Origin of the sequence: Paenibacillus illinoisensis NBRC 15959 (assembly GCF_004000925.1) — a bacterium.
Classification (GTDB): Bacteria; Bacillota; Bacilli; order Paenibacillales; family Paenibacillaceae; genus Paenibacillus; species Paenibacillus illinoisensis.
Genome location: NZ_BIME01000013.1, coordinates 49,291 through 62,177, shown reverse-complemented (window position 1 = coordinate 62,177; position 12,887 = coordinate 49,291). Strand labels below are relative to the sequence as shown.

Below are 12,887 nucleotides of genomic sequence, written 5' to 3'. Positions count from 1 at the left end.
CTCAAAATTTAAGGAGGAATGTGTAATGCTTACTACAGATCGCGCTGTTGAGGCGTTAGTTGAGAAGTTTGCTGAGATGTGCTCGAAGGATTACTCCCTAAAAACAGATCGGAGTCAGGAAATCATTGATTATGTGCTGGGAAACACGGACAAGTTTCCCGAAATGATAGGGAATTCCAGCCATTATGTCTACTATACAATTGATGCGCTCATGAAGCTTGCCAAGAAAGATGATGGAGATATATTTTTCCGGGCAGGGGCTATTGTCATTCACCTGGAATCCCACTACTCCAGACGCAATTCGTGGGCTACTGATGGCTTCACCATATGTCTCGGCAATGACTCTGAAGCCTACGGCTTGAGTGGAAAGAGCAAAAGCCCAGATCGGATCGGTGGTCTGCTGTCCCGATTGGAGAAAATACGTCAGTTTGCCGGAGAAAAAGAAATTGTAGATGAGCTCAAAAGCAGGCTAAGCCGTGTACAGGTATTTGTTGAGTCCAAAAAAGGCAACGGATATGGTAACCATGAGCGGGAAATTATCGACGCCTTGCTTCTCCTGAAACTGTATTCCAAGCTGAACGGAGTTCCTTCACAGGCAGCACAGTTGCAATTACTAAGCAATCACCTGCCTGAGTTACTTCAACTGGTCGTTGCTGATGATGCAGGGCAGCTCCGCCCGGCGTTACATAAGCTTATTGAGCCACTGGTTGTGTGCTCCATGCAGAGCCGATCTAATCGGTCAGTGCATGATCTGAAACCGGAATTTCTTCAGCAAAAACGAAATCTCCTGATGGAAGAGCTCTATCCGGACACTTCATTGAATAAAAAAGAACAATTGTCTCAGAATGTGTTCCATCAGACCATGATCTTGATAAGCAGCTCGTTGTTGTATCTGATCAATGTCCATGGCGGGAAGGACCGGTTCCTCGAGAACAAAGGCGAAACAGGTCAAGCTCTATTGGAGGCAATTACTCAGCTGCATGAAATCTATCCGTTTGAGACGCGCATGTATCTGATGAGCATGGATTCCAGAGCCAAAAATGCCGACGGGCTGCTCGCTGGGCTGCTTCCTCTGGATGAACCATACCAACTGATCGAGCTTATGAATAACGAATTGAATATGTATACGATATCATGGCAGTCAATTCAGTCGGCCATTATGAGTGATCCGGAACAATCCATACGAGCTTATCATATACTCAAAACCCCTTACCTCAAGTTGGTTATCCAAAAGATTTTGGAAGATCACGGTAGAGAAATCCCTGATGCGGACGGTACGCTTGAACAAGCCGTCTATGCAGTACTCCGGGAGCCATTAGATGGTGGTCGCAGTGGTCTTGCCATCGCACGGTATCTCGAAGGTCAGACATCATTTGAAGATTACTGGAAAGACTCCAACAGCCGCAGTCTGTTTAACAATCTGAATCGTGACAAAAAACGTATTCAGACTCTGATTGCCATCAGCTTCCTGCCAGTGGATTCAGAGGCAATGCGCCGGTTTGTAATTCTGGCTACCTATCCGGACTGGACGCTGGATATCGTCTCAGATATGTATCGCTCCTACGCTTTCAGCGGAGAGAAGCTTCTGCAGCATTATGGGCAAGATCCGGAGGTACAGCAGGATAAGCTGTTGACCAGTCTGATCTCGCTAAACGGTATGACGGATTACAGGTACAAACCAATGCCTCAGGATGAGTACCGCCGGATTATTCAGCAAAATCTCGACTATGCTCTGGGACAGTATAAAAAGCTCCCAACGGACACACGTATTTTAATTTTGGAGATTACCTTCGAGCAACGAAGTGAACTCAAGACGGAGAAACTGGCCGAGGCGATTCGCGCGGGACTGCAGGATTCATCCAAAAAAGCCAACAGTCTCGCATTATCCGAATTCAATCGTGTACCTGATCCGGAACTGTTTACATCGATCTATCGTTCAGAGAAAAAAGCAAGCGTGAAAGAAATGGCGCTTAGCGCCATTCGCAGCCTGGATCATAATAAAGAGCTATATCGTGAGCTTCTGGAGGGTGAGAAGTCGGCGGAATGGAAGAACTTGATTCAAATTCTGCTGGATACCGCAGATGAAAGCCCGGAATATGCGCATGCTGCACTTGCTGATCAGGCAGATGCCAAAAAGCTGGCTAGATTTAGTTGGTTATCCCTGAAGGACTTGCCTTCTCTTATACGATTGGAAGACAATCAACCTTTGGATGATCGAATCAAGCAATATATTCTGGTCCAATCGGTAGATCATACATCTGCACCGAACGAAAGGCTGAATGAACTGCGGGAGTATGTGGACGAAGAATCGTTATCTCGATTCGCGACTGAGCTGCTCCAGTTATGGATTCAGGACGGTGCACCTGCGAAGGAGAAATGGGTGATGTATATCTCTGCGCTCTTTGGCAGTGTGCAAATCGTTCACATTCTGACGCCTCAGATTAAGGAATGGACCGAAAACAGCCGTGGAGCTATTGCGGCAGATGCTGTGAAAGTACTCGCTTACCTGAAAGAGCCATCTGCTCTCATGGCCATTGATAAAATTAAACGCAGCGTCAAGAACCGTCAGGTGAAAGGCGCGGCAGAAGAAGCGCTGCAGCTTGCGGCCGACAACTTGGGACTTACACCGGAACAGTTAGAAGACCGGCTTGTAACTACGCTTGGTTTTGACGAGTCAGGAACGATGAGGCTGAGTTACGGTGAGCGTTCATTCCTCATTAAAGTGAATGGGGATTTGCAGGTCGTCGTTCTGAACGAAGAAACGGGTAAAACAGTGAAAAGCTTGCCCGCACCAGCACAGAAGGATGATGCAGAGCTCGCTGCGCAATCCAAAGCACGTTTTACGCAGCTGAAGAAAGATCTCAAAACAATGGTGGGCATTCAGGCACAGCGCCTGGAGGAATCATTGTCCAAGCAGCGTCTGTGGTCCGCTGAAGAGTGGAAAGCACTCTTTGTTGAAAATGTGATCATGCAAAAATTCGCTGTAGGTTTGATCTGGGGCACATATGAAGATGGTCAGCTGAATAGCACATTCCGCTACATGGAAGATGGCACCTTTAATACTGTGGATGAGGATGAATATGAGCTGCCTCTGAATATACAGGTAGGACTCATACACCCTCTTGAACTTGAAGCATCCACCCTGGACGGCTGGAAAACACAGCTCGAAGACTACGAAGTGAAGCAGCCTTTCGAGCAGCTTAACCGAGAAATTCACCTGCCTGAGGAAGAAGACACCAAGCTTGAGGAGTACTCCCGACTTCCGGAATCGGAATTTTCACCGACCGCTTTCCCAAAAGCACTGGAGAAATTCGGTTGGATCAAAGGGCCGGCAATGGACGGCGGCTGGTATCATGAATTTTACAAGGAGTACGATGAATACGTAGCTGAACTGCGTTTCAGCGGTACCAGTATTACCTATTATGAGGGGATGGACGATATTACGCTTGAATCTCTCCATTTCTTCAGACCGGAGAACAAGAGAAATTATTACTACAGCAATAACAAAAGCATTGCTCTGGGTCAGATTCCGGGACGCGTCTTCAGTGAAACGCTCTACGATATCCTAAGAGCGTCGGGGCGTTGATTGCGTGAGTGAATTCGAACATAAATTCAGGACATTTTCCAAATTGTGCACGGAAGACTACCTCATAAGGCATGCGAATAAGGGATTGTACAAGAGGTCTTTGAAAGACATAGATAACGGTGTGAGTGTGAAATACTCGTGGAATGAATCTTCAGTCAGCTGTCAGTTGAGTGATGGAACTCTCTGTACGCTGGAAAGTACGCTCGATCACTGGGATTGCTCCTGTCCGTCAGATCACATCTGCAAACATGTTCTGATCTCGATTCTGTATTATCAGCGTGAATATCAGACGGATGAAAATGCTGCGGGGCAAGATATTCAGGCCGAGACAGTTCCATTAACTGAAGCGACTGACAATAACTCGAATTCCAGTTCGATTGCTATGGATGCAAAGGAGTTAACAACGGGTGATGAATCCCGTTTCCGCTGGATGACAGAGTCTGACCTGTCTACGTTAATCCAATCGTATAGCTCCTCGATGATCGAAGAGGTTTGGTTCCGGTTGAAGTATCCCGAGCAGATCGAAGTTCTGGAGGATTCTCTTCTTACCGTGCGACTTGTAAGACAAAACATCGAGGTTTCATTCACTCAGGAACCCAGTCTCGCAAAGGCGCTGTGTAAGGTTAAACAAACGGCTGGAAATATGGCGAAGCTGGAAGCCTTGCTTCGATATCGCAGACAACAACATGTGGACGATGAGAATGTCTTGAGTGGACGAGTATATGATACCAAGTTCTCCATTCAAACCGTCCGTGAATGCCGGAGCATGCTTGCCGATCTGTTAAAAACGGGGCTTGCCAGGCTGCCACAGTCCTATATGGCCCAGCTGGAGACACTCGCTGTAGCTGCGCATAGTGGTAACCTCCCTGATGTTGAACGAAGTTTACGGGGAATTCAGGGTGAATTACAGCTATTTTTCAATCGACATATTCGTTTCTCCATGCATACCATGCTTGATCGGGTGTCCAAGTTGTATCTCGCATTGCAGGTCTTGGAGCTAGAGCGTACTTCAGCTTATATGCAGAGCCAGCTTATTGGCAGTTTTCGCAGTAAGTATTACACAGTTCCGCAGCTACATCTGTATGGTTTAGGAGCAGATGCATGGGAAACCAGGTCCGGTTACCGGGGCATTACGTATTATTTCTACTGTTTTGAAGACGAAGAAATATACACGTACAGTGATGTGCGAGCTGTTTACTATGACGACAATTCATTTTCCTACGCAGAGCATTATGGGGCGTTTACGCCTTGGCACACCAACGTGACCTTCCGTCAATTTGCCGGGGAGGAGCTGCAGTTCCAAACGGTAAAAGTGAACAACGAACGCAGGCTCTCTTCAGGGGAGGGTGCGAAGCTGGAACTTATGACGCGAACGAAAGTGGAAGATGTGAATCTGGGTAAATACTTGCAGAATGTTCCTTCTCTACTTCTTGAGGATTCAAGGACATTTGAGCTATTTACCAATCCGAAGGAGCGTTTTGCCATTCTTCGGGTTGCCCGGATCGTAGATCACAGCTTTGACAAACGAACTCAACAACTTATCCTTACCATTGAAACGGAAGAAGGGGAACTGCTTCCTCTGACGCTTCCTTACTCCATGGACTGGCACATGATGATCCAGCGTCTCGAGTCAGGATACGGAGCCGCCTCGCTCGAACACTTTTATGCTTTTGTTCGAGTTGAACAGAGCAAATTTTACCCGATCAGCTTTTTGAAGGGTCAACGGGTAATCAGCCTGAAATTGGATATAGGCTATGGAAGGACGGGTAGACTTGGAAGACTATAGTCAGTTCATGCAGCAGATCGGCGGCTGGGCAGAAGAATTGCTACTGCGCGGAATATCCCAATTTACCATGAAGGATGTAGGCGTGTTAGAACAGTTTCTAGTGGAGATCAAACGGTTTCAACTGACATTCCTTGAGGAAATTGTAGGGCTATTGATTGCGGAAGGACGCAGCCTGGCTCTTGGTAATGGCAACGAGGAGCTTCTGCTGAACCATTATTGCCGCCTAACCCAGTATGTACAACTAAGCATTCAGGAATCATCCTGAAGCATTGCGAAAGATTTGCAGAAGCGAGTGCCTCTGCAAATCTTTTTTTATGGAGAGAGCATTACTTGGTTTACTTCACTGGATTTATATAACTCCGTATACCATACACCTTGTTGCTCACGATTCAGTAGTAATATTCGCTTAGATGTCATATCCCGGTTTATGACGCATACCATTAGGCGAATGCGGTCATAAGGGAGGAAACAGACATGTCGATGAGCGAGCCACTGTTAACTCAAATCGTAAAACAACAACTTCCGGCCGGCGCTAATGTCGTCACTATACTTAAACCTGTCGAACATCCAGCCATCTACGCGGCAGATCTGACCGGAGACGGAATGCCGGAGATCGCTGCGGTATATAAACTGGATGGAGAATTAACCTTGTTGATTTTGAAATTTGTGCAAGGACAATGGACGAAGATGTCGGTCACCAAAGGATTGGGGTATAATGCAACCTTGCTGACAGCTGCACCTGTAACATCCACGGCAAGAAACAATCTTATTGTCGGCTGGCAGCTCGGTTCCATCTGGTCCAAACTTGCTGTATATGAATGGACAGAAGCAGGGTTAACGGACGTAGCACCAGCTGATCTATATTTCAGTCATGCCGAGATTATTGATATGCCCGGTCAGCATGGAAGAGATGGGAAAGTGGAGATAGCCCTTTGGACGCATGATACCGGGGAGGCTTATCAGGTTGATATTATCCGGTGGCAAAATGGGAAATGGGTACCTGCCACAGACGTATACATGTATTACTTTCCCAAGGTTGTGCAGTACTACGAACAATTAACTCAGTATTATCCAGACTACACCTTTTACTGGTATTATCTTGCCGACGCGCAGTATCGCGCCGGGTTATTACCGGCTGCTCTGATTTCAGTTCAAAAAGCGCTAAGTTTCAACGAGCCTTACCCATCGCGGGAAGCGCTGCTTGAATTGGAGAAGCAAATTAAACAAAGTATGGGAGGTAGTCATGTACGTGAAATCACCTGGTTATTCCCCATTTCGGTAAGAACGATCCAGGGAACCCGGTGGGGCTATATGGATGCACAAGGTCGGATCCGGCTGGAACCCGTACTTGATGACGCTCGTGATTTTCAGCCGAATGGCCTGGCTGTAGTTGTGAAGGATGGCAAGGCTGGTGTGATTAATTTGAATGGCCAGTATGTTGTTCAGCCTGTATATGATTCCATTAATTCATTCGAAGAAGATCGGGCAATTGTGATTGACGCTCAAGGCTTTAAAATGATCGATGAACAAGGTCATGTGCTCACGAAACGGGCTTATCCCTTTATCGCGAATATGAAGGATGGGCGAGCGCTTTTCTATGATACTTCCGGAGGTCAGGCAGGTGGAGATGTCAGTCGTTACGGCTACCTGGACGCTGCTGGCAATGAGGTGATCCGAGCACAATTCGTATCAGCCTATGATTTCAGCAATGGAAAAGCCGTTGTTCAGATCAAAGATAATGAGTTCGCACTCATAGATCGTAATGGAAACCGACTGGCGACATACCCTTACGCGTATGTAGGACCGCTAGGAGACGGTTTACTTGCTTTCCAGAAGGAGACACCTGGAAAATACGGATATATCGATGAACGAGGTCAGGTCCGAATTGAACCTAAATTTACTGCAGCACTTCCTTTCAGTGGTGGGCACGCGATTGTGAATACAGCAGAGGACTATAAATCCACTTATGGTGTCATTAACACGCAAGGGGCTTTTGTCATTCAACCGGCCTACAATGATATCCGAGATTTAGGGGAGCAGCGTTTTGCGTTGGGGCAGGCAATCGATCCGGAGCAACCTTTCATTGGCTCATTGTATGCGATTGCAGATCCTAATGGCAGGAGACTTACAGAGTTTATTTACCGGGATGTAGGCGACTACAAAGGGGGGCTCGCTTCTGCATCGGATGGAAGACAGACGGTTCTGCTTGACCTGAGCGGACGCCCAGCACCAGGATATCCCCGTGTAGAAGGTTCCGGTACACTTGAAGTCGTAGCGCCCGATTTGATCAAAGCAAACGTTGATCAGCGTCTTTTGTATGTCAATCGAGCCGGACAGATCATCTGGCGGCAAAATACGATCGTTCCCCTTCAGCCACCTTACCGTGTTCGTGAAGAGAAGTATAAACCCAATATCGATTATCTGGTTTATTATCCGCAGGTGGAAGGTTTAACTGACCAGGCCGCACAACTGGCACTTAATTTGAAGTTGAGGAACTTGTCTCAAGTCAAACCGATTCCTCCAGACCAAAAGCTGGATTACAGCTACACAGGGGATTTTGATATTACATTTTATCAGCAACAGCTGCTTCAGCTGCAGCTTACGGGATATAACTATCCATTTGGTGCTGCACACGGTATGCCTACGATGATCTATGCCATTATTAATCTAAGCAGCGGGCAGCTGTATGAATTAAAGGACTTGTTTAAGCCGAATAGTGACTACGTGAAAGTATTAAGCCAGATCGTAGGAGATCAGATCAAAAATGATCCTCAGTATTCATATGTATTTCCGGATACCTATGAAGGAATTAGTCCGGATCAGCCATTTTTTGTGACGGCAGACGCGCTGCATCTGTATTTCAATCCTTATGAGATCGCTCCCTACGCAGCTGGATTTCCGACGTTTACAATTCCTTTTGTGCAGATTAGGGATATCATTAATACCGAGGGTTCGTTCTGGAAAGCGTTCCATATGTAATTTTAAATTCATAGCGTATATATGTGAGGCCATATGCTAATTATGGCTTCTTTTTATTTAATGATTTTTAAAGTGTGCAAAATGATTTTTTATCCGTCTATGCAATATGTATCTTGAAGTAGATGGCTGTCTGTTAAGTGCTTAAGTACAATCCCAACCAACTGATAATTACTGGACACTTGTTTTGGCAACATTACCTCAGCCTTAATGATTTAATGGAGCGTTTATTTATACTATCTGAAGATTTACGCACATAAATTGAATTAATGTCTTGGTAAAGGAGTTTTTTCAATTTAACCAGTTTGGAGGTAACATCTTGTATAAAGCCGGTTTTTGGATAAGGCTCGGTGCAAGTATTTTGGACGGTATTATTATTGCGCTGCCTTTGATGGTTATCGCAGGGCTCATTACAGGAAACTTTGACAACGATGAACCTATAGCGAAAATATTAAGTGCATTATATTCCATTTTATTACCCGCTTTCTGGTATGGGAGAACCTTAGGAAAACGCATCTGCGGAATTCGAATTCAAAGATACGATACACATGAGCCCCCTGGAATTGGAACCATGCTGATGAGAGTAATTGTTGCAGGACTTGTATATGGAATAACTTTTGGCATTGGTTTTATTGCAAGTGTCATCATGGTTGCTGTACGTGAAGACAAACGTGCCTTACATGATTTTATCGCAGGTACCGAAGTTGTCTGGGACTAAAAAATGAGAAAGCGAGCCCTGGCGTAATATATTCGTTATATTCCAATCCACTCATATTCACCCACGTTACAGACGATGAACCTTGTTCATCGTCTGTTTTTTTGTGCTGTCATAAGTACAGTCACAAACCCGCGCCAACACTGCAAATTCAAGGCATTGCAGAAGATTATATAGAGAATTCGTCTATCGTTTTGGCTAAATGATCATTTGGTTCTGACGAAATCAAAATGTCATTTCATCTTTTGCGAATATCGCTACAATGCGCTCTCCCTTACTCTGAGGTAGAGCACAGACATTCCCAAAAGGTGGAGGATAAGGTCCATGAGAAGAAAAGTGTTATCTACGAGTTTGATGATTCTGTTATTAGGTACAACGATCCTGGGGTGTTCGTCCGGAGACAGTAATACGGGCGATGCTGATAAAGGGACACCAAGCGGATCAACGGAAGCAACAACCTATCCAATTCAAACGGATAAGACGCTTACGTACTGGGGTGAAATTAACGGAAACTTGATCGGGGTCAAAAATTCGCACAGCGATATTCCATTCTTTCAAAAATGGCAGGAAAAAACCGGCGTGCCACTCAAATTCACGGCACCACCGACCGGTCAGGTCAGAGAATCCTTTAACGTGATGCTGGCTTCCGGGGATTTGCCAGACATGCTGGAGTACAATTTTATCGGAGATTTCCCTGGTGGACCGGAAAAAGCCATCAATGATGGTTATATCCTCAAGCTGAACGATCTGATTGACCAGTATGCTCCGAATCTGAAGAAATACCTGCAGGACAATCCGGACATCGACAAGATGGTCAAAACGGACAGTGGCAGCTATTATGTATTCCCGTTCATTCGGGGAGATGAGTACCTTCGTGTCTTCCAGGGTCCAATCATTCGTAAGGATTGGCTGGATGAGCTGGGACTACCGGTTCCGGAAACGATTGATGAGTGGACAACAACCCTGAGAGCTTTTAAAGAGAAAAAAGGAGCATCCGCCCCGTTCTCTGTAGTAAGTAAGCCACGATTCTTTAACGATTCTGGTAATGGTGCTTTCCTTGGCGCCTTCGGTGTAAACCGCGGATTCTATCAGGAAGACGGACAGATCAAATTTGGTCCTGCGGAAGAAGGCTTCAAAGAATACTTGAAGTTATTCCAGGAATGGTACAAAGAAGGTTTGATTGATAAAAACATCTCGACAGCGGATACCAAATCCGTTGACGGCAACCTCGCTTCGGGTGCTACGGGCGCTAGTGTTGGTAACGCAGGCGGAGGTATCGGCAAATGGCAGCCACTCGTAGAAGCAAATGATCCGGATGCCGTTCTGGTCGCCGCACCATATCCGGTGCTTAAAAAAGGGGATATTCCTAAATTCGGCCAGCTTAACCAGGGATATGCCTCAGAAGGTACGGTTGCCATCACAACAGCAGCCAAGGACCCGGAACTTGCCGTTCGCATGCTGGATTACGGTTACAGTGAGGAAGGGCACATGTTCTTCAACTTTGGTGAAGAGGGTGTCAGCTATAACTTGGAAGGAGATTATCCGAAATTCACGGATTTGCTGCTGAAGAATCCGGATAAACTCGCTCCTGCACAAGCGATTTCACTATATGCCCGCAGCAGCTATAACGGTCCATTCGTTCAAGACAAACGTTATGCCGAGCAGTTCTTTGCATTACAGACTCAGCGTGATGCCATTGATTTATGGAAGAATACACAGGCCGCCAAATATAATCTGCCTTCAATCACACCTACACCTGAAGAAAGCTCCGAATACGCGACCATCATGAACGATATCAACACCCTCGTTGATGAGATGACCATCAAGATCATTCTGGGTAACGAACCAGTGGATCAATTCGAGAGCTATGTCGCGAAAATGAAATCGTTACATCTGGATCGAGCGATTGAAATCCAGACAGCAGCACTTGAACGCTACAACAACCGGTAATTGTAAAAGGGGAGGGCACTAGCCCTCCCGATTGAAAAGAGGTGAAAAGGTACATCATGAGCAATCGTCAATCCTTTAGAAGCCGGTTCGTGCGGGACTTCATGATGAACAAATATTTATACATCATGATGATTCCCGTTATTGGATATTATTTAATATTTCATTACGGTCCGATGTACGGCGCAATTATTGCCTTTAAAGATTATTCTCCGATGAAGGGCATTTTGGGGAGTGATTGGGTTGGGCTGAAGCACTTTGAAGAGTTTTTCAACAGTTATTATTTCTTGCGTGTTCTCAAGAACACCCTTCTTATCAGTTTGTACACACTGGTCTTTGAATTCCCCGCACCGATTATTCTCGCGCTGCTAATTAACGAAGTACGCAAGCGCACGTTCAAGCGGGTCGTTCAGACGATAACGTATATGCCTTATTTCATCTCTCTCGTCGTCATATGCGGTATTATTACAGACTTCACGAACGCGGATGGTCTAATCAACCGCCTGATCATGATGCTTGGATATGACGGTCAGGCGATGCTGCAAAAGCCGGAGCTGTTCCGTCCGATCTATGTTCTGTCTGAAATATGGCAGCGGATCGGTTGGGAATCCATTATCTATATTGCTGCGTTGATGAGCATCGACCTGGAGCAATATGAAGCGGCGAAGATAGATGGAGCGAGCCGTCTCAAGCAAATGTTTCACATTACGCTACCCGGATTGCTGCCTATTATTACGATCATGTTCATTCTCCGGATGGGTAATATGCTGAATGTCGGGTTCGAGAAAATCATTCTCCTTTATAATCCGGTGACCTATGAAACGGCTGACGTAATCTCCTCCTTCGTATATCGAAAGGGATTGTTGGAGTTCGGATGGAGTTACAGCTCGGCAGTTGGTCTATTTAACTCGGTGATCAATCTCGTTCTTCTGATTTCGGCGAACTATATCAGCCGCAGAGTGAGTCAAAACAGCTTATGGTGAGGTGGTAACTTTGATAAAGGAAAGCGGTTGGTTTGACCGAATCTTTACAATCTTCAATTATACGTTTCTAATCCTGCTCGTCATCGTCACATTGTATCCGCTGCTCTACGTGTTATTCGCATCCTTAAGTGACTCGGCGCAGCTGTTAGCAAACAAAGGTCTCCTGTGGAAGCCGGTCGGCTTTAGTCTGGAAGCGTACAAGAGTGTACTTGCCAATCCAGGTATAGCCACAGGTTTCCGTAATACATTGTTTATTCTTGTGTTCGGCGTTATCGTCAACCTGTTCATGACTGCGCTTGGTGCATATGTGCTATCCCGTAAAAACGTGATGTGGAACAAGGTGTTCATGTTCTTTATCGTGTTCACGATGTTCTTTGGCGGCGGGTTGATTCCACTGTACCTGGTCGTAAAAGGCGTTGGCCTGTTAGATACATTGTGGTCGACCATTTTGCCTTTTGCCATCAGCACGTTTAACCTGATTATCATGCGAACGTCATTTATGGGCATACCGGACAGCCTGGAAGAGTCGGCCAAGATTGATGGAGCCAATCACTTCACCATTTTGTTCCGTATTGTTATTCCGTTGTCCATGCCAGTAATTGCCGTGATGATTCTGTATTACGCGATCGATAAGTGGAACGGGTGGTTCTATGCATCTGTATTTATCAAAAGCCGAGAACTGTTCCCATTGCAATTGGTGCTGCGTGAGATTCTGATCGCCAATTCTACAGAGAGCATGTCAGCCGGTGCATCGGCTGGGGATCGTTTCCAGATCGGGGAAACCATCAAGTATGCAACGATTATGGTAGCGACGATACCAATCCTGTGCATCTATCCGTTTTTGCAGCGCTTTTTCGTGAAAGGTGTCATGGTTGGTTCATTGAAAGGTTAGAT

General features: G+C 45.9%; 8 protein-coding genes. All 8 read left to right on the top strand.

Annotated elements, in window-relative coordinates; genetic code table 11:
- The first annotated feature begins 25 nt into the window (after positions 1 to 25).
- The 8 genes from PIL01S_RS24865 to PIL01S_RS24830 all read left to right on the top strand — a co-directional run bounded on the left by PIL01S_RS24865 (position 26) and on the right by PIL01S_RS24830 (position 12,885).
- Positions 26 to 3,586, top strand: coding sequence for a DUF4132 domain-containing protein (locus tag PIL01S_RS24865; RefSeq protein ID WP_127540052.1), 3,561 nt, complete (start codon positions 26 to 28; stop codon positions 3,584 to 3,586).
- A 100-nt stretch (positions 3,587 to 3,686) separates the two neighbouring features.
- Positions 3,687 to 5,372, top strand: a complete 1,686-nt coding sequence (locus PIL01S_RS24860; protein ID WP_127540050.1) for a hypothetical protein — start codon at positions 3,687 to 3,689, stop codon at positions 5,370 to 5,372.
- A complete protein-coding gene (locus PIL01S_RS24855; protein ID WP_127540048.1) occupies positions 5,359 to 5,637 on the top strand; it encodes a hypothetical protein in 279 nt (92 codons plus the stop codon). The genes PIL01S_RS24860 and PIL01S_RS24855 overlap by 14 nt, the downstream gene beginning before the upstream one ends.
- A 209-nt stretch (positions 5,638 to 5,846) precedes the next feature.
- Positions 5,847 to 8,351, top strand: a complete 2,505-nt coding sequence (locus PIL01S_RS24850; protein ID WP_127540046.1) for a WG repeat-containing protein — start codon at positions 5,847 to 5,849, stop codon at positions 8,349 to 8,351.
- 316 nt (positions 8,352 to 8,667) lie between these two features.
- Positions 8,668 to 9,066 (top strand): RDD family protein, encoded by a 399-nt coding sequence (locus PIL01S_RS24845; RefSeq protein ID WP_127540044.1) that lies wholly within the window; start codon positions 8,668 to 8,670, stop codon positions 9,064 to 9,066.
- A gap of 321 nt (positions 9,067 to 9,387) precedes the next feature.
- Positions 9,388 to 11,013 carry an extracellular solute-binding protein gene (locus PIL01S_RS24840; protein WP_127540042.1) on the top strand — a complete coding sequence of 542 codons (1,626 nt, stop codon included), beginning with the start codon at positions 9,388 to 9,390 and terminating at the stop codon, positions 11,011 to 11,013.
- 56 nt (positions 11,014 to 11,069) lie between these two features.
- Positions 11,070 to 11,993, top strand: a complete 924-nt coding sequence (locus tag PIL01S_RS24835; protein ID WP_072732961.1) for an ABC transporter permease — start codon at positions 11,070 to 11,072, stop codon at positions 11,991 to 11,993.
- 10 nt (positions 11,994 to 12,003) lie between these two features.
- The gene (locus PIL01S_RS24830; protein WP_127540040.1) at positions 12,004 to 12,885 is read left to right on the top strand and encodes a carbohydrate ABC transporter permease; all 882 of its coding nucleotides are present in this window, start codon (positions 12,004 to 12,006) and stop codon (positions 12,883 to 12,885) included.
- Positions 12,886 to 12,887: the final 2 nt, after the last annotated feature.